The sequence below is a fragment of the Herbiconiux sp. 11R-BC genome (genome assembly GCF_049472555.1).
GTDB lineage: Bacteria > Actinomycetota > Actinomycetes > Actinomycetales > Microbacteriaceae > Herbiconiux.
The window spans coordinates 26,423-43,917 of the sequence record NZ_JBCEBO010000004.1 but is presented as its reverse complement, the minus strand read 5'-3'; the positions used below and the strand labels follow the sequence as shown (position 1 = coordinate 43,917).

The window sequence follows — 17,495 nt, the reverse complement described above, 5'->3', positions numbered from 1 at the left end:
TTTTGGCCCCATATGGTGAGACGCCCGAGACCGGGCGGAACCACGAAGACCCGAAGACACCCGAAAGCCCCTTGCAGCCTCTGACCCGCCGTGAGCTGCGCAGCCGCGAGGTTGCACCCGGTGCCGAGCTCGAGCTCGCCGCGCCGCCGGTTCCCGCCCGTCGCGCTCCGAGCATCCGGATGCCCCGGGTCCCTCGACTGAAGCGCCCGACCAAGAAGAGCGCCGTCACCGTCGTGGTGATGACCTTCGCGGCCGGCCTGATCGCCACCATGGCGCTCCCCGCGTATGCCTTCGGCGGCGGCGGCAGCTTCGACCAGGGCGTGGCCACCTCGGGCCCGCTGAGCGGGGCGCAGACCCTGCAGGTGCCGGCCGACGCCTCCGCGGCGCTCGCGGTCAGCCGCGACAACTACACCGCTCCCACCACCGAGCAGCTCGCTGCCTCGCGTGAAGCCGCTGCCGCCGCCGTGGCCGCCACCGAAGCCGCGAACAACGCTGCGGCCGCGGCCGCGACCGCTGCCGCCTCGGGCGCCACCGCCAACAGCGCCTTCACCGTGAACCCGCCCTCGGGCTCCTACAGCGGTGCCGCGATCATCGCCTTCGCCCAGCAGTTCGTGGGCGTCGTGCCCTACGGCAGCGGTGCGAGCCCCGACACGAGCTTCGGCTGCGACGGGCTCACCCAATACGTCTTCGGCGCCTTCGGCATCTACCTGCCGCGCACCGTCAGCAACCAGGCGGCCATGGGCATCCCGATCTCCCCGGCGGATGCGCAGGCCGGCGACCTGATGATCTACCCGATCGGCCACGTGGGCATCTACGACGGCGCCGGCGGCATGATCGACTCGCCCGACTGGGGCCGATACGTGGAGCACCGCCCGGTCTGGGGCAGCTACTACTTCGTGCGGATCGTCGCCTGAGGCGTGTAAACACTTCGTTACCGACACATGAATCGGCGTGCCACGAATATGTGGCACGCCTTTTCTGTCGTACCCTGTAGCTCTGATCGTCCTCGAGATCTGGAGAGCCTGATGACACAGGGTAGGAGCTTCCGCACCACGGAACGTCTCCTGCTGCTCGTGCGCAGGCACACGAGTGGACTGAGTCAGAGCCAGATAACTGGTTCTGCGAGCAAGGCGCTGTCATTGTGACGGCGCCTTTTTTGTTGCCCGCCCGTCTCCCGGCCCCGTCGTCGGTGTGTGAAACGTCGAATACCTGGAAGCCGTCCAGGTCTCTTCGAAAGGGAGAGCATGCGAACACTGGTCCTCAACGCAGGGTATGAACCGCTCGGCGTCGTCTCGTTCAAGCGAGCGCTCGTTCTGGTGATGAACGAGAAGGCTCGCGTGCTCGCGAGCGACGACGACCACCCGGTCTTCGGCATCGGGGGCGCCTACGAGCGCCCCGCCGTGATCCTGCTCACCCGCTACGTGCGGGTGCCCATGAACCGGATGATGCCGGTTTCGCGGCGCGGGGTGCTGCGGCGCGACGGTCAGCGCTGCGGCTACTGCGGCGCATCCGCCACTACCATCGACCACGTGCAGCCGCGTTCGCGGGGCGGCAAGGACACCTGGGAGAACCTCGTGGCCTGCTGCCTGCGCTGCAACAACGTGAAGGGCGACCGCACCCCGGCCGAGATGGGCTGGTCGCTGCGTTTCGCGCCGCGGATGCCGCACCAGGCGGGGTGGACGATCAAGGGCGCCGAGCGGGCCGAGCCGCAGTGGGAGATGTTCCTGGCCGACGCGGCGTAGCGGGGGCGGATGCCGGTGAGCCGGTAAACTTGCCGGGTCAGCCTCTGTAGCTCAATGGAAGAGCGACTCCGTCCTAAGGAGCAGGTTGGGGGTTCGAGTCCCTCCAGGGGCACTGTCGATTGATCTGCGCCGGCCGCCGGGCCGTCAGCGTGTGTTTTCGGAGTGTTTTGTCACTCATGACGCGCAATTGGTGCGCGATTCCGGCTGCGTAATTTATACGCAATGGATATGAAAAACGATGCCCGTTGCCAAATTGTTACTGTTTGGCCGAGCAGAATCGCTGCATTCGTTGACGGTCTCGAACCCTAACTGCTACAAATACGGGTCAGTAGACACGTTTTTGTAACACATGTCGACACTATCGCGATGAAGCGGAGGCGCCTTGAAAGCAGGGCGCGGAGTGACGAGAACCTCCGCGGAATCTGAAGCGCGACTGGCCAGGTCTGGCCGACCATCAATTCCCGCACCCCCTCGGGGCTGCATTGATCAGAGAAGTTCAGGGAAAGGACGAATGCAATGAAGCTTTCTCCAGCGTTACGGGTCGCAGCCATCGCTGTCGCCGGTACAACCGTCATCGCTCTGGGAGGTTGCTCGCTCGGCGGCAGCTCCTCGGGGGGCGGTACCTCGTCGGACGCCAGCGGCGACACGATCAAGATCGGCTACGTCACTCCGGAGACGGGTTCCCTCGCGGCGTTCAGCGAGTCCGACGACTTCGTTCTCGAGCAGATGCAGACCTACTTCGCGGCCAACGGCATCACGCTCGCCGACGGCACGAAGCACAACGTCGAGATCATCAAGAAGGACACCCAGTCCGACTCGAAGCGCGCTGCGGATGTCGCCAGCGAGCTCATCCTCAAGGACCAGGTCAACATGATCCTCGTCTCCTCGACGCCGGAGACGAACAACCCCGTCTCGGATCAGTGCGAAGCCAACCAGGTCGTCTGCATCTCGACGGTCGCGCCGTGGGAGACCTGGTATTACGGCCGCGGCGGGTCCGACACGAAGCACTTCAAGTACACCTTCCACTTCTTCTGGGGCCTCGGCGACGTTCTGCCGGTCTACGCCGACATCTGGAACAAGGCCGCTCCGGGCGAGACCAACCTCGGCGCGCTGTTCCCCAACGACGGCGACGGCGCCGCGTGGGCAGGGGCCGTTCCCGCTTTCGCGCAGAGCAAGGGCTACACCTTGAACAACCCCGGTGCCTTCCCCAACGGGACCACCGACTTCTCCTCGCAGATCGCTTCGCTCAAGCAGAACCAGGACAGCGCCCTCGTCGGGATCATGGTTCCGCCGGACTTTATCACCTTCTGGAAGCAGGCCGTCCAGCAGGGCTACCAGCCCAAGGTCGCGACCATCGCCAAGGCGATCGAGTTCCCCTCGGTCGTGGAGGCCCTGGGCAATCTCGGGAACAACCTCTCGACCGAGGTGTGGTGGTCGCCGTCGTACCCGTTCTCGAGCAGCCTGACCGGTGACTCGAGCGCGACCTTCGCGGCGAACTACGAGAAGGCCTCGGGAAAGCAGTGGACGATGCCTCTCGGCTTCGCTGAAGCGCTGTTCGAGGTCGCCGACGCCGCATTCTCCAAGTCGAAGAGCACGAGCTCCGAGGATCTCGCGGCCACCATGTCCACCCTCAACGTGGACACGCTGGTCGGCAATCTCGACTGGGCCAACGGGCCGATGCCCGGTGTCGCCATCTCGCCGGTGACGGGTGGGCAGTGGCGCCTGACCGGTGATGCCAAGTACTCCATCGAGATCGTCTCGAACGTGGGCCACCCGGAGATCCCCACCACGAGCGACGTTCAGCCGATCGACTGGCCCAAGCAGTAGTGTCCGCCGAGCTTCTCGCCGCCAAAGGAATCAACGTTCGATTCGGGCGCCTACAGGTTCTCGTCGACCTCGATCTGACCGTCTACCGCGGCGAGCTGCTCGGCGTCATCGGCCCGAACGGTGCCGGCAAGTCGACGCTCCTGTCCGTCCTGGGGGGAACCACTTCCCCCCAGGACGGCCGGATCGTGCTCGACGGAGTGGACATCACCTCGAGACGACCGAGCTGGAGATCCCGTCAAGGGATCGCGACCAGCTACCAGATCCCGCGCCCCTTCCTGGGGATGACCGTGTACGAGAATGCGCTCGTCGCCGCGCGTTTCGCGGGCAGCCTCCGGGGCAAGGAGGCGCAGGAGTCCGCTGTGGAGGCCATCTCGCTGGCCAACCTCGAGCAGCTCGCGGACGTTCAGGCGAAGGATCTGCGACTGCTCGATCGCAAGCGCCTCGAAGTCGCGCGTGCGCTGGCCTCCAAGCCGCGCATCCTGCTGCTGGACGAGATCGCCGGCGGGCTGACCGAGAGCGAGGTGCCCGAGCTGCTGACGCTCGTGCGCGGGGTGCTCGATGCAGGGGTGACCGTGGTCTGGATCGAACACGTCGTGCACGCGCTCCTGTCTGTCGCCACGCGCATGGTCTGCCTGACCTACGGCAGCATCCTCGCCGAAGGCGACCCCCATGAGGTCATGGCCTCGCCCGCGGTGCGGCAGGTCTACCTCGGAATCGAACCGGACGACGACGTTCTCGGCACGGATGGAGCGGACCAGACATGACACTCGTGGTCAACGACCTGTCGGCGGGCTACGGCCAGCTGACAGCACTGCGCAACATCTCGTTCAGCGTGGAGGCGGGCGAGATCCTGGCCGTCATCGGCGCCAACGGAGCCGGGAAGTCCACCCTCCTCAAGACCATCGCGGGTCAGCTGAGGGCGCTCACCGGCTCGGTGGTCCTCGACGGCGAGGATGTCACCTCCCTGTCGGCCAGCGCGCGCGCACGTCGAGGGATCCTGATGGTTCCTGAAGGCCGGCGCCTCTTTCCTTCGCTGACGGTGAAGGAGAACCTGCAGCTCGGAACGTCGACCGGGCGGAAGGGGCACTGGAACCTCGACTCCGTCTGCGAGCTGTTCCCGCTCGTCGCCGAACGATTGAACCGCACGGCGGGACAGATGTCCGGAGGGGAGCAGCAGGCGACCGCGATCGCTCGCGCTCTCGTCGGCAACCCCGAGGTGATCATGCTCGACGAGATCAGCCTGGGACTGGCTCCGGCCATCGTGGTGGAGTTCTACGACCGCCTGGGCGAGATCACGAAGCAGGGGGCGACGGTCCTCCTCGTGGAGCAGGACGTGAAGCGCGCCCTCTCGGTCGCCGATCAGGTGCACTGCCTGCTCGAAGGACAGACCTCTCTGGCCGGACGCGACCTCGACGTCGCGGAGATCGCGGCCGCATACTTTGGAACGGGGCACCGGTGAACCTCCTTGACGCTGTCGTCCAGGGCTTGATGCTGGGCGGGCTGTACGCGATCTTCGCTGCCGGATTGTCGCTCATCTTCGGAGTCATGAAGATCGTGAGCCTGTCCTACGGCGCCTTCGCCGTGCTGGCGGCTTTCGTGGCGCTCCACTTCACGGAGGCCACCGGATGGTCTCCCGCTCTCTCACTGCTCGTCGTGGTCCCCGTGATGGCCGCCTTCGGGTGGGCGCTGCAGCGCTTCGTTCTCCAGCGCACGCTCGGCACCTCGGCCCTTCCGTCGATCCTCGTCACCTTCGGGCTGGCGATCATCATCGAGAACGTGCTGCTCGTCACCGAATCGGCCGATCAGAAGCGCATGACCCTGGGCTGGATCGACACCGCCGCCATCGATCTGGGCGTCGTCCGGCTGGGTGTGTATCCGCTGGGACTGTTCGTGCTGTCCCTGGTGCTGCTCGGCATCCTGGCCCTGGTGATGGCCAAGACGCAGTTCGGCCGCGCCGTGCGGGCGATCAGCGAGGATGCGCCCACCGTCGAGCTCCTGGGCATCCGGCCCAAGACGATCTACGCCTGGGCCGGTGCCATCGCGCTGGCTCTGGCCGCCATCGGCGGAGTCGCGTCGGGGATCCAGACCTCATTCAGTCCGACCTCGGGCGGCATGCTCCTCATCTTCGCGTTCGAGGCCGTCATCATCGGCGGCATCGGCAGCCTCTGGGGAACCTTCCTGGGGGCGCTCGTGCTCGGCGTCGCGCAGACCGTCGGCGCGAACTACTTCCCTTCCCAGGGAATCCTGATCGGACACATTGTCTTCCTCATTTTCTTGGCTTTCATGCCACAGGGACTGAGCGGAAAGGTGAAGCGCTCATGACCACTCGGACAGACATCCCCCCGGTCACCGTCACCCGGTGGACCCGCACCTCGAGGTTCGGCACTCCAGCGGTGATCCTGCTGTTCGTGGTCATGCTCGCGCTGCCGTTCATGACCGCCCTCTCGAACATCCGCTCGGTGACCGACCTGCTGATCTTCATCATCCTGGGATCGATGTGGAACCTCATGGCCGGGTACGGCGGCATGGAATCCGTGGGCCAGCAGGCCTACATCGGCCTCGGCGCCTACGGGCTCGTCGTGCTCGCCGACCAACTGGGAATCAACATCTTCCTGGCGGTGCCCCTGGCGGGGATCATCGCCGGGGTGATCGCGTTCCTGTTCTCGTTCCTCGCCTTCCGGCTCATCGGGGGCTACTTCGCCATCGGGACCTGGGTCATCGCCGAAGTGGTCAAGCTGATCATCACGCAGTTCCCCTCCCTCGGGCTGGGCAGCGGGATCTCCCTGTATGCGATGTCGGCCTTCGATCGCGACCTCCGGATCGCGGTGAGCTACTGGATCGCTCTGGCCGTCACCGTGCTGGCCCTGCTCATCTGCGTCTTCCTGGTGCGATCGGGATTCGGTCTCGGACTGACCGCCGTGCGGGACGACCCCACGGCGGCGGCGACGTCGGGCGTCGACGTCAGCCGGGCGAAGCGTCTGGTCTTCGTGGTCTCCGGCGTCGGCACGGGGATGGCCGGCGCGATCATCGCCATCTCGACGCTGCGGGTTCAGCCGGACTCCCTGTTCTCCGTGCAATGGTCGGTTCTGATGATCTTCATGGTGGTGATCGGAGGAGTGGGCACGATCGAAGGCCCCATCATCGGCGCGCTCATCTTCTGGGGGCTCCGTGAGGCGCTCGCCGAGTACGGTTCGTTGTACCTGATCCTCCTGGGCGTCCTCGCGATCGTCTTCGCACTCTTCTTCCGGGGCGGGGTCTGGGGGCTGATCCAGAGACGCCGCAGGATCTCGGTGTTCCCGACCGGCTACTCCACCTCGTTCGGCCGGTTCAAGTAGTCAGGCGGAAGAGCCGGGACTCGCGGGAGGAATCGGGGTGCAGCGCGGCGGCCCATCGGCGGCGAACGTCACGACGGTGTCGACGGGCAGCGGCGTGAGGCCGGCGATGGCGGTGCCGGTGGTGGCGACGATGCGCACGCCGCGCTGCACGGTGGTGGCCAGCACGTTGTAGCTGCCGTCGTGGCCCGGCGGGAGGCCGTCGCCGGCCACGCCCCTGCGGGCGAAGGCGGCGAGCGGCGGCGGGACCGTGCCGGGGGCGTGCACCACCACGAGGTCGCCGTCGACCAGCAGCATCGCGTTCAGGCAGGCCTCGGGGTGCAGCGCGCGCACCCGCGATACCCCGGCGGCCACCGCCTGCCCGGGAGGCCGCCCGCCCCGTCGCAGCTCGCGGCGCACGAGGGCGAAGTAGAGCTCGCTGTCGGTGCTGCCCCGCAGAGCGGCGCGTTCCTCGTCGTCGAGCTCGGCCAGGGTGCGCTCGCGGGGAACGAGAGCGCCGTTGTGGGCGAAGGCGATGCCCTCGGCCTCGAAGGGCTGACGGTCGGCGCTCGCGACATCGGTTCCCGCGCTGGCGAAGCGGAGGTAGAGGATCGCCGCCGTCGCCGGGGTCGCCGCGACCGGGGGCAGCGCGTGCACGGCGGGATCCGCGCCCGTCAAGAGGCGCACGGAGGCGCCAGGCCCGGACAGCCAGGCACGCCCCCAGCCGTCGCGGTGCAGCTCGGCGAGTGCGAGGAACGAGGCGACCTCCTCCTCGCCGATCGCGTCGACGCTGCTGAGTGGCCGGGCGGCGGCATACGCCAGCATGCGCGACATCGGCTCAGGCCGAGGGCGTGCCGGGTGTCGCACCGGCGAGATGGTTCAGCCAGCCGCCGGCCGCGCTGATGTCGGGCCCCTCGGGCTCGCTGCAGAGGAAGCCGAGTCGTTCGACCCCATCGGCGAAGGTGAGCCGGCCGAGCGCCATCGGGCGCGGAAGCAGGGCCAGGAAGTCGCCGAGAGCGGCCGGAGAGAGCGACCAGATCTCGGCGGCGAGCGACACCCCCGCGCCGGTGGCCCGCACGATGCCGGGCTTGGCGGGCGTGGTGGGCAGAGCGACCATGCGGTAGTCCGCACTCGTGCGGACCGGCCCCACGAGGCGGGCGCCCCGCTCCACGAGCTGGTGGTTGAGCGGCTGGCCGCTGAGATGGGCGCCGAACAAGGCGAGCTCGATGCCGCCGGTGGGCAGCACCGGCGGGCGGTCCTCGCCGGTCAGCACGGCCGCGAGGTCGACGGCGACCTGATCCTCGAACCCGCGCACCACCACCGTCACCCCGAACTCGCCGTCGGCGGCGCCGTCGCCGGCGATGTCTGCGCCGGCGGCCGGCACGGCGACACCGGCCATGTCGAGCAGGTTCATGAAGTTCGTGAACAGCCCCATGCGGGAGTTCACGCCGAGCGGATCGGCCGAGACCTCCGCGAGCGTGGGGTGTTCGGGGGCCGTCGGCACGAGGAGGGCGTCGAAGCCCTCGAGCAGGCCGCGGGTGAGCAGCCGGTAGCGCGCCACCGCCTCTTGATCGGCGACCAGCTCCGGGCCGGTGCGGGTGGCGGCTGCCGCAGCGATGCGGGCCACGGTCGGGTCGGCTCCGTCGGGGTGGCCGGCCAGGAACTCGCCGTAGGCGGCAGAGCGCTCGGACACCAGGGCGCCGTCGTAGAGCAGTCTCGCGCAGTCGAGGAAGGGCTGCAGGTCGATCTCGGCGATCACGGCGCCGTGCGCCACGAGCGACTCGACCGAGGCGGCGAAGGATGCGCGGTGCGGCGCCGACAGCACGTCCAGGAAACGCGGCGCCGGCACGGCCACTCTCGGCGCGGGCGGGGCGCCCAGCACCACATCGGCCGGCCAGGCGCGCGAACTGGGGCTGAGTGCGCTCGGTCCGGCCATGATGCGCGTCACCGCGGTGGCGAGCCCGACATCCGCGGCGAAGGCGGTGACGCAGTCGTAGGAGCGGCAGGCCGGCACCACGCCGTCCAGCGGCACGATGCCGTAGCTGCTCTTGAGGCCCACGATGCGGTTGAGGGCCGCCGGCACGCGACCCGAGCCCGCAGTGTCGGTGCCCAGCGCGAAGTCGACCACGCCGAGCGCGACGGCGACCGCCGAGCCCGCCGAGGATCCGCCCGAGATGCGCTCCGGGTGCCGGGCGTTGCGCACGGCCCCGTACGGGCTGCGGGTGCCGACGAGGCCGGTGGCGAACTGATCGAGGTTGGTCTTGCCGATCACGAGGGCGCCGGCCTCGATCAGCCGGGCCACCGCGGTGGCGGTGCGCTCGGGGAGGTGCGAGAACCCCGGATGCCCGGCCGTCGTGGGCAGGCCGGTCACGTCGATGTTGTCCTTCACCCCGAACACCAGCCCGGCCAGGGGGAGCGCTTCGCCGGCTGCGGTGCGCCGGTCGATCTCGGCCGCCTCGGCGATCACCTCTCCCTGCGGGCGGATGGAGATCCACGCCTCCGGGCGGTCGACCTCGGTGAGGCGGGCGAAGCAACGGTTCACGCGGTCGACGGCAGCAGTGGTCATGACGGAAAACTATCAAATGATAGAAATAACCGCATGACGACTTCTGCCGCGCTCCCAGCCCGCCGACTCGGCTTCGACACCGTGCTCGTGGCCAACCGGGGCGAGATCGCCTGCCGCATCATCCGCACCGCCCGGGCGATGGGCCTGCGCACCGTGGCCGTGTACTCCGAGGCCGACCGCGGCGCGATGCACGTCGAGGCCGCCGACCTCGCGGTGCGGATCGGCCCCGAGCCTGCGCGCGAGTCGTACCTGAACGGTCCGCGCATCCTGCAGGCCGCGCTCGAGAGCGGCGCCGGCGCCGTGCATCCGGGCTACGGCTTCCTCTCCGAGAACGCCGAGTTCGCCCGCAGCGTCGAGGAGGCGGGACTCGCCTTCGTGGGGCCGACCGTGGAGCAGCTGCGGGTGTTCGGGGACAAGCACACGGCGCGCGAGGCCGCCGCACGGGCGGGGCTGCCGATGGTGGCGGGCACCGGGATGCTCGCCGGGCCGGAGGAGGCGGCGGAGGCGGCCGGAGAGCTCGGCTACCCCGTCATCCTCAAGGCCACCGGCGGCGGGGGCGGCATCGGCCTGCAGGTGTGCCGCAGTGCCGGCGAGGTCCGTGAGGCCTTCGTGTCGATCGAGCGACTGGCCGGCCAGAGCTTCGGCGGCGGCGGCGTGTTCGCCGAGCGCTTCGTGGAGAACGCCCGGCACATCGAGGTGCAGGTCTTCGGCGACGGGCGGGGCACGGTGGTGAGTCTCGGCGACCGCGACTGCACGCTGCAGCGGCGCAATCAGAAGGTCGTGGAGGAGGCTCCGGCCTTCGATCTCGACGAGGGGTTGCGCGCCGCGCTGCACGCGACCTCGCGCGAGCTCTGCGCCGCCCTGGACTACCGCTCGGCCGGCACGGTGGAGTTCGTGTACGACACCGAGCGCCGGGAGGCCTCGTTCCTGGAGGTGAACACCCGGCTGCAGGTGGAGCATCCGGTGACCGAGGCCGTGACGGGCGTCGACCTGGTGGAGTGGATGCTCGCGCTGGCGGGCGGAGACGACGGCTTCCTCGAGCCGTACCGCGCGAGCGGCGCCGTGCCGGTGCGCGGCGCGGCAGTGGAGGCGCGGGTGTACGCGGAGGACCCCTCGCGCGGGTTCCAGCCCTCGTCGGGCACCGTCACGCGCGTGGTCCTGCCTGAGGGGGCGCGGGTGGACCGCTGGGTGCGCACCGGAACCGAGGTGTCGAGCCACTACGACCCGATGCTGGCGAAGATCATCGTGGAGGGGGCCGATCGCGAGGCGGCCTGGACGGCCCTGGCCACGGCGCTGGGGGAGATGCGGATCGACGGGATCGAGACGAATCTCGGGCTCTTGCGCGCCATCGCGGCCGAGCCCGTCGTGGCCGAGGGGCGGCAGGTCACGGCCACGCTGGCCACGCTGGCCGATCCGGAACCGAGGATCGTGGTGGAGCGGCCGGGCCTGCTCACGACCGTGCAGGACTGGCCGGGCCGCGTCGGGTACTGGCAGGTGGGGGTGCCGCCGAGCGGACCGATGGACGATCTCTCGTTCCGGCTCGGCAACGTCGCGCTCGGCAACCCGGAAGGAGCCCCCGGGCTGGAATGCACGGTTTCGGGTCCGGCGCTGCGCTTCGACGCCGCCACGCGGGTGTGCGTCACGGGTGCCGAGGCCCCGGTGACCGTCGACGGGGAGCCGGTGTCGATGTGGGAGCCCGTGCTGGTGCCGGCCGGGAGCACGCTCTCGGTGGGTGCGGCCGAGGGTGCAGGGCTGCGCAGCTACGTGCTGGTGGAGGGGGGCCTCGACGTGCCCGAGTACCTGGGCAGCGCCTCGACGTTCACGCTCGGGCAGTTCGGCGGGCACGGCGGGCGGGCGCTCACGAGCACCGACGTGCTGCGCGCGCGGACGGCCACAGGGCGCGGCGCGACGGGGGAGGATGCCGCCGCCGCGGGTGCAGGCGCCGTGGGGCCGGAGGGCGCGGCGGGCCGCACCCTCGTGCGGCCTGAGATCGTGCACGACTGGCGGCTCGCCGTGACCGAAGGGCCGCACGGGGCACCCGAGTTCTTCACGCGCACCGACATCGAGCAGCTGTACCAGGCCGAGTACACCGTGCATTTCAACTCGGCCCGCACGGGGGTTCGGCTGATGGGCCCGCGCCCGGAGTGGGCACGGCCCGACGGCGGCGACGCGGGCCTGCACCCCTCGAACATCCACGACAACGCGTACTCGATCGGCGCCGTCGACTTCACCGGCGACACCCCCATCCTGCTCGGCCCCGACGGTCCGAGTCTCGGCGGCTTCGTCTGCCCGGTGACCGTCGTGTCGGCCGAGCGCTGGAAGCTCGGCCAGCTGAAGCCGGGCGACACCGTGCGCTTCGCGCCGGTCGCCGCCTCTGCCGCGCCGTCGCTGCGCGCACTGGGCGCCGGGCGCGCCGTGCCGCTCGCCCTGCTCGCGGCCGGCGGCGACGGCGACGAGGGGGTGCTGCTGCGGCAGGACGGCGACCCGGTCGTGACCTACCGGCGCAGCGGCGACGACAACCTGCTGGTGGAGTACGGCGAGCTCGTGCTCGACCTGGCCCTGCGCGCCCGCGTGCACGCCCTGCACCGGCGCGTGGAGGAGGCCGCGATCGACGGCGTGCTCGATCTGACCCCGGGCATTCGGTCGCTGCAGGTGCACTTCGACCCCGACCGGCTGACGGCCGCCCGGCTCCTGGGTGAGCTCCGTGGGCTCGAGGCGCAGATCCCCTCCGCCGCAGCCCTCGTGGTGCCCAGCCGCCGTGTGCGGCTGCCGCTCTCGTGGGACGACCCGGCCACCCGCGAGGCCATCGAGCGCTACATGAACGGGGTGCGGGACGATGCGCCGTGGACGCCGTCGAACATCGAGTTCATCCGCCGGGTGAACGGCCTGGCCACGACGGACGACGTGCTGCGCACCGTCTTCGACGCCGAGTACCTCGTGCTCGGGCTCGGCGACGTGTACCTCGGGGCGCCGGTCGCCACGCCGCTCGACCCGCGCCACCGGCTGGTGACCACCAAGTACAACCCGGCCCGGACCTGGACCGCCGAGAACTCGGTGGGGATCGGCGGCGCCTACCTCTGCATCTACGGCATGGAGGGGCCGGGCGGCTATCAGTTCGTGGGCCGCACCACCCAGGTGTGGAGCCGGTACGGCTCGTTCGAGCGGATGCGCGCGGGCGATGCGGATGCGGCGGCCGGGCGCCGCCCGTGGCTGCTCGACTTCTTCGACCGCATCTCGTGGTACCCCGTCTCGGCCGAGGAGCTGCTCGACCTCCGGGCCGACGTGGCCGCCGGCCGGGGGCGGTTCGACATCGAGGACGGCACCTTCTCGCTCGCCGAGCACGAGGCCTTCCTCGCAGAGAACGCCGACTCGATCGCCGCGTTCCGCGAGACCCAGGGCGCGGCCTTCGCTCTCGAGCGCGCCGCCTGGCAAGCCTCCGGGGAGTTCGATCGCGCGGAGGCGGCCGGGGCCGGCGTCGCCGAGGCGGCTCCCGGCCCGGACGAGGTGCTTCCCGAGGGGGCGGTGCGGGTCGACGCGCCGTTCGTCTCGCACGTCTGGCGGGTCGAGGTGGAGCCCGGCGCGGTGGTGCAGGCGGGCGATCGCCTGGTCTCGCTCGAGGCGATGAAGATGGAGACTCACGTCGTGGCGCCCGTGACGGGCACGGTGCTCTCGGTCCCGGCGGCCGCCGGGCGTCAGGTGGCCGCGGGGGAGGCGCTCGCGGTGATCATGCCGGCGTGACGCCGGGGCCGCTCTGCTCCAGAGCCTCCAGGAGGTCGTGGCCGGAGACCGCCACGGCCTCGAGCTCGCGGTCGCCGAACCCGAGCACCCGGAGCGCGCTGCGGGCGACCAGGGCGACCAGGGCGCCGGGGTCCTCCTCGGGGTGATCGGCGCGGATGGCGATGATGCTCTCCACCAGGCCGAACACGACAGCCGCCGTGCGGTCGCCGTCCGGCACGGCCCGGGCGTCCGCCCGCTCGTCGAGGGTGCGGGCGATCAGTGCTGCGTACACCGCGCGCAGGCCCTGCCGCTCCTCGTGGAAGCGCCCGAACTGCGCCGCCCGCGCCTCGGGCAGCAGGTAGAGCGTCCCGACGTTGTGCGGAGCCGTGGCGAGCTGGCCGGCGTCGTAGGCGATGAGGGCGAACAGACGCACCGCCGCCGGGCCGTCGGCATCGGCCAGGCGCGCCGCCATGGTCATCGAGGGCTGAACCGTGCGCAGCAGCAGCACATCCAGCAGCCGCTCCTTGGTGGCGAAGTGGTAGTAGAGCGAGGCCTGGCGGATGCCGACGGCATCCGCGATGGCCCGGGTGGTGGTCGCGGAGTAGCCCCGCTCGACGAACAGCCGCCCGGCCGCATCCAGGATCTGCTCCGAGGCGCTGAGATCGGGCCGGTCCGGCACTCCCGAGCGGGGGCGGCCCACGTCGCTTCGCGCAGCTCTGCGGGTTCCGGCCATCCCGCCATGCTGCCACAGACCGCTTCTGTTACACGCCCGAAACGAGGATGCGCTTTGATGGGACCATCAAATCTGTCAAGCGACAGATAACCGGGCCGAGCAGGGAAGGCCGCCGATGACCGCATCCGTCACCCATGACCCCACCGGTGCCCGGGCGCACGCCCGCGCCCAGGGCGGCGTGCGCATCGAGACGATGCCCATCCTGCCGCCCTCGACCGCCGATCACCTGCCGGAGGGCGTCGACCCTGCACGGATGCTCTGGGCCGAGACCGTGGCCGGTGGCGGCTACACCGCCCTCACCGTGGCGGCCGGCACCCTGATCGAGCTCACCGACCTCGAGGGCGACGCGTGTGCGCACCTCGCGCTGTTCAATGCGGTGCAGACCGACGAACGGCTGAACTTGGCCGACACGGTGAAGGTGCAGTGGCAGGCGTACCTCTCGGCGGGGAGCCTGCTGCTCTCGGATCGCGGGCGGGTGCTCGCCAGTATCCTGGCCGACGGATCCGCGCACCACGACACCTTCGCCGGCACCTCGAACCGGCGGCGCAACGAGGAGCGCTACGGCGACGGCTCGCCCCAGGGAGGCACCCCGGCAGGTCTCGAGCTGCTGACGCTCGCGGCCGCCAAGTGCGGTCTCGCCCCGCGCGACCTGCCGCCCACGGTGGCGCTCTTCCAAGGCGTGAGGGTGGAGCCCGACGGAGCGATGCGCTTCACCGGCTCAGCCGGGCCGGGCGCCGGCGTGCGACTGCGCGCCGAACTGCCGCTCGTGCTGCTGCTGGCGAACGTGCCACATTCGCTCGACCCGCGCGAACAGTACGTCAGCACGCCGCTGCGCGTGCGCGCCTGGAGCGGCGCGCCCGCCGAGTCCGACGCGCCGGAGGCCACCGCCACCCCGGAAGCCGCCCGCGCCTTCGCCAACACCATCGCCTACGCACGCCTCAGGGGGATCCGATGACCGCCGAGAGATCCGCTCTCCCCGCCGCCGGGCCCGCCGCCCGAGGCCCCATCGTCGCCGACATGGTGGTGGCGCGCCGCGGCCCGTGGTCGAGCATCCTGCGCACGGGGGAGTGCCTCACCATCGTCGATCTCGAGGGCAACCAGGCGGTCGACTTCCTGGTCTACGACGCGCACGACACCGCCATCCGGTACAGCGCGCAGCAGACGATGGCCGCGCAGGGCAACATCTTCCTCGTCGCCGGCTCCACCCTGTTGGCCACGGGCGGCGAGCCCCTGCTCACCCTCGTCGACGACGAGGTGGGCCGGCACGACACCATCGGCGGCGCCTGCAGCAAGGAGTCGAACTCCCTGCGCTACGGCGACCACACCGTGCACCAGCACGCCTGCGTCGAGAACTTCCTCGCCGAGGGCGCCCGCTGGGGGCTCGGCAAGCGCGACCTGGTGAGCAACGTGAACTTCTACATGAACGTGCCGGTGGAGCCGGACGGCGTGCTCGGCATCGTCGACGGCATCTCGGCGCCCGGGCTCTCGCTCACGCTGCGGGCCGAGCGCGACGTGATCGTGCTGGTGTCGAACTGCCCGCAGGTGAACAACCCGTGCAACGGCTTCGACCCCACCCCGGTGCGGATGGTCGTCACCGGCGCGCCCGCCGCGGCCCGCTGATGCCGGTGCGCGACTGGCGGCCCGGAGAGGTGTTCGCGGTGAGCGGGCGGCCGCTGCGGGTGCATCCGCTGGTGCTGGGCTTCGAGCCCATCCGCGAGTCGATCTCGGTCAAGGGCGGCGACGAGGGCCTCTTCCTGCTCGAGCCGGTGACGGCGACGGCGGTGGTCTACCTCGACGGCTGGGTGCTGCTCGACTCGGGCTTCAATGCCGACGTGGTGCGCGACCCTCAGGAGCGCGGCCGGTACTTCAACTACGACAGCTACACGGCCCTGCTCCCGCCCGGCGACCCGCTGCCCGACCGCCTGGCCGCACTCGGCCTCGGCTGGGACGGCCTGCGCGGATGCGCGATCTCGCACGTGCACGTCGACCACACCGGAGGTCTGCGCTTCCTGCCCGCCACGGTGCCGGTGGTGTTCCAGCGCGAGGAGTACGCCTTCGGTGCCGGCATCAGCCCCGAGATGGGCGGGGCGTTCGCGACCGTGCCTCCGGACTACCTGCGGGAGGAACTCGACATCGCGATGATCGACGGCGACACCGCGCTGGCCCCGGGCCTCACCGCCATCGACACCGCCGGGCACACGCCGGGGCACCAGTCGTTCGTGGTGGAGCTCGCGGGGCGCACCATCGTGCTCGCCTGCGACGCGGCCGACCTGCGCAGGAACATCGAGGAGTCGATCCCCTGCGGCAGCGTGATGCGCCCGCAGGACGAGGAGGCCGCCCGTCGCTCGATCGCGAGGCTCCATGCGCTCGACGCGCAGCCGGAGACCGAGGTGTGGCCGGGGCACGACCCCGGCTGGTGGGCCTGGGGCGAGCAGACCGTCGGATGATCCGGGCCCGCACGTTCTCGTCCTTCACCCTGCTGGTGCGCCCTGCGCGCGGCCGGCAGGCGGGGGAGCTCGTGCGGGTGTCGATGGAGGAGGCGGCCGCCGGGCTGCTGGAGGGCGTGGGCGTCGTGCCCGACGCCGGAGGGTTCGCCGACGACTCCACCGCGATGACCCGCCACCTCGTGGCCCGCGTCGCGGGGCATCCGGGCGCCACCCTCGCGCTGAGCGCCGATCGGGAGAGCGGCTTCGTCTTCCTGCGCCTGCGCGCCCGTCCCGAGCTGATCGCCCGGGCCGAACCCGCTCTCCTGGAGCTGGCCGCGCTGATCGCCGCGGCGGTTCCGGGGGCCCGGATCGGCCTCCGCCGCAGGGGACCGCGCGCTACCGCGCCGCAGGCCGGCGGTTCTTCAGCAGCACGGGGATCGTGACGAGCACGAGGAATGCCGAGAACAGCACCCGGCTCACGCCCGGGTCGATCGCGCCGGCCAGCACCGTGCCGAGCGGCGCGACCGCGGCTGCGGCGACGCCGACGACGAGCCCGGCCCGCAGGTCGACGCTGCCGCGCCGGAGATGACCGAGTGTGCCGAGCAGGGAGGTCGGCACCATCGTGGCCAGGGAGGTGCCCTTCGCCACGAGGTCTCCGGCCGCGAGCAGCACCTGCAGGCCCGGCACGATCACCACGCCACCGCCCACGCCGACCAACCCGGAGAGCGCACCGGCCACCACGCCGATCAGCACGAGGGCGACGCCGGTGAGCAGGTCGAGCGTGATCTCGCCCGTGCGAGTGGGCACCACGACCCAGAGCGACACCAGGGTGCAGGCCACGAAGGAGGCGAAGACGAAGGACAGTGTGCGGGCGGAGATGCGGTGGAGCAGGGCCACGCCCAGCTGGGTGCCGAGCACGCTGCCCGCCGCGATCAGCACCGCGGCCGTCAGGTCGACGTCGCCGCGCACCCCGTAGGAGATCGCCCCGGCGAGCGACGACGGGGCGATCGCGAACAGCGAGGTGCCGGAGGCCGCGCGATGGCCGTATCCGAGCAGCAGCGTGAGCGCCGGCACGATGACCACTCCGCCCCCCACCCCGAACAGCCCGGAGAGGAAACCGGCGACCAGGCCGACGGCTACCAGGGCCATGATGCGGCCGGGTGACCGCATCAT

16 protein-coding genes and 1 tRNA gene are annotated in these 17,495 nt (G+C 70.7%); 13 read left to right on the top strand and 4 right to left on the bottom strand.

The features are described 5' to 3' along the window. The first annotated feature begins 2 nt into the window (after positions 1–2). The 8 genes from VD659_RS10975 (at position 3) to VD659_RS10940 (ending at position 6,904) form a co-directional block, all read left to right on the top strand. Positions 3–914, top strand: coding sequence for a C40 family peptidase (locus tag VD659_RS10975; protein WP_423261140.1), 912 nt, complete (start codon positions 3–5; stop codon positions 912–914). Between the two features lie 330 nt (positions 915–1,244). Next, complete coding sequence (locus tag VD659_RS10970) at positions 1,245–1,742, top strand: HNH endonuclease (protein WP_137835832.1); 498 nt, start codon at positions 1,245–1,247, stop codon at positions 1,740–1,742. A gap of 40 nt (positions 1,743–1,782) precedes the next feature. Then, positions 1,783–1,854: transfer RNA gene (locus VD659_RS10965), tRNA-Arg, on the top strand. 404 nt (positions 1,855–2,258) lie between these two features. After that, positions 2,259–3,569: an ABC transporter substrate-binding protein gene (locus VD659_RS10960; protein WP_423261139.1), complete on the top strand. Its 1,311-nt coding sequence runs from the start codon at positions 2,259–2,261 to the stop codon at positions 3,567–3,569. After that, entirely contained in the window at positions 3,569–4,333 is a 765-nt protein-coding gene (locus tag VD659_RS10955; RefSeq protein ID WP_423261138.1) for an ABC transporter ATP-binding protein, read from the top strand. Before VD659_RS10960 ends, VD659_RS10955 begins: the two co-directional genes overlap by 1 nt. Continuing rightward, complete coding sequence (locus VD659_RS10950; protein ID WP_423261137.1) at positions 4,330–5,028, top strand: ABC transporter ATP-binding protein; 699 nt, start codon at positions 4,330–4,332, stop codon at positions 5,026–5,028. Before VD659_RS10955 ends, VD659_RS10950 begins: the two co-directional genes overlap by 4 nt. Beyond that, positions 5,025–5,891: a branched-chain amino acid ABC transporter permease gene (locus tag VD659_RS10945; RefSeq protein WP_423261136.1), complete on the top strand. Its 867-nt coding sequence runs from the start codon at positions 5,025–5,027 to the stop codon at positions 5,889–5,891. Before VD659_RS10950 ends, VD659_RS10945 begins: the two co-directional genes overlap by 4 nt. After that, positions 5,888–6,904: a branched-chain amino acid ABC transporter permease gene (locus tag VD659_RS10940; RefSeq protein ID WP_423261135.1), complete on the top strand. Its 1,017-nt coding sequence runs from the start codon at positions 5,888–5,890 to the stop codon at positions 6,902–6,904. Before VD659_RS10945 ends, VD659_RS10940 begins: the two co-directional genes overlap by 4 nt. On the opposite strand, the gene VD659_RS10935 is transcribed toward VD659_RS10940, so the two are convergent. Next, positions 6,905–7,714: a class II glutamine amidotransferase gene (locus VD659_RS10935; protein WP_423261134.1), complete on the bottom strand. Its 810-nt coding sequence runs from the start codon at positions 7,712–7,714 to the stop codon at positions 6,905–6,907. 4 nt (positions 7,715–7,718) lie between these two features. After that, entirely contained in the window at positions 7,719–9,446 is a 1,728-nt protein-coding gene (gene atzF, locus VD659_RS10930; RefSeq protein WP_423261133.1) for an allophanate hydrolase, read from the bottom strand. Positions 9,447–9,479: 33 nt separating this feature from the next. Here atzF and uca point away from each other — a divergent pair, with 33 nt between their 5' ends. Beyond that, positions 9,480–13,184: an urea carboxylase gene (uca, locus tag VD659_RS10925; RefSeq protein ID WP_423261132.1), complete on the top strand. Its 3,705-nt coding sequence runs from the start codon at positions 9,480–9,482 to the stop codon at positions 13,182–13,184. Here uca and VD659_RS10920 read toward each other — a convergent pair. Then, a complete protein-coding gene (locus VD659_RS10920; protein WP_423261131.1) occupies positions 13,171–13,896 on the bottom strand; it encodes a TetR/AcrR family transcriptional regulator in 726 nt (241 codons plus the stop codon). The two genes, uca and VD659_RS10920, sit on opposite strands and share 14 nt — an antisense overlap. A gap of 115 nt (positions 13,897–14,011) precedes the next feature. On the opposite strand from VD659_RS10920, the gene VD659_RS10915 reads away from it, so the two are divergent. Genes VD659_RS10915 through VD659_RS10900 form a run of 4 tightly spaced genes read left to right on the top strand, consistent with a single transcriptional unit; the run spans position 14,012 to position 16,765 of the window. Beyond that, on the top strand, positions 14,012–14,851 hold the full coding sequence (locus VD659_RS10915) for an urea amidolyase associated protein UAAP1 (RefSeq protein ID WP_423261130.1): 840 nt from the start codon (positions 14,012–14,014) through the stop codon (positions 14,849–14,851). Beyond that, positions 14,848–15,516 carry an urea amidolyase associated protein UAAP2 gene (locus VD659_RS10910; protein ID WP_423261129.1) on the top strand — a complete coding sequence of 223 codons (669 nt, stop codon included), beginning with the start codon at positions 14,848–14,850 and terminating at the stop codon, positions 15,514–15,516. Before VD659_RS10915 ends, VD659_RS10910 begins: the two co-directional genes overlap by 4 nt. Before the next feature lie 38 nt (positions 15,517–15,554). Further along, positions 15,555–16,343 carry an N-acyl homoserine lactonase family protein gene (locus VD659_RS10905; RefSeq protein ID WP_423261128.1) on the top strand — a complete coding sequence of 263 codons (789 nt, stop codon included), beginning with the start codon at positions 15,555–15,557 and terminating at the stop codon, positions 16,341–16,343. Further along, on the top strand, positions 16,340–16,765 hold the full coding sequence (locus VD659_RS10900; RefSeq protein ID WP_423261127.1) for a hypothetical protein: 426 nt from the start codon (positions 16,340–16,342) through the stop codon (positions 16,763–16,765). The genes VD659_RS10905 and VD659_RS10900 overlap by 4 nt, the downstream gene beginning before the upstream one ends. On the opposite strand, the gene VD659_RS10895 is transcribed toward VD659_RS10900, so the two are convergent. Continuing rightward, complete coding sequence (locus VD659_RS10895) at positions 16,719–17,495, bottom strand: sulfite exporter TauE/SafE family protein (protein ID WP_423261126.1); 777 nt, start codon at positions 17,493–17,495, stop codon at positions 16,719–16,721. The genes VD659_RS10900 and VD659_RS10895 overlap by 47 nt on opposite strands.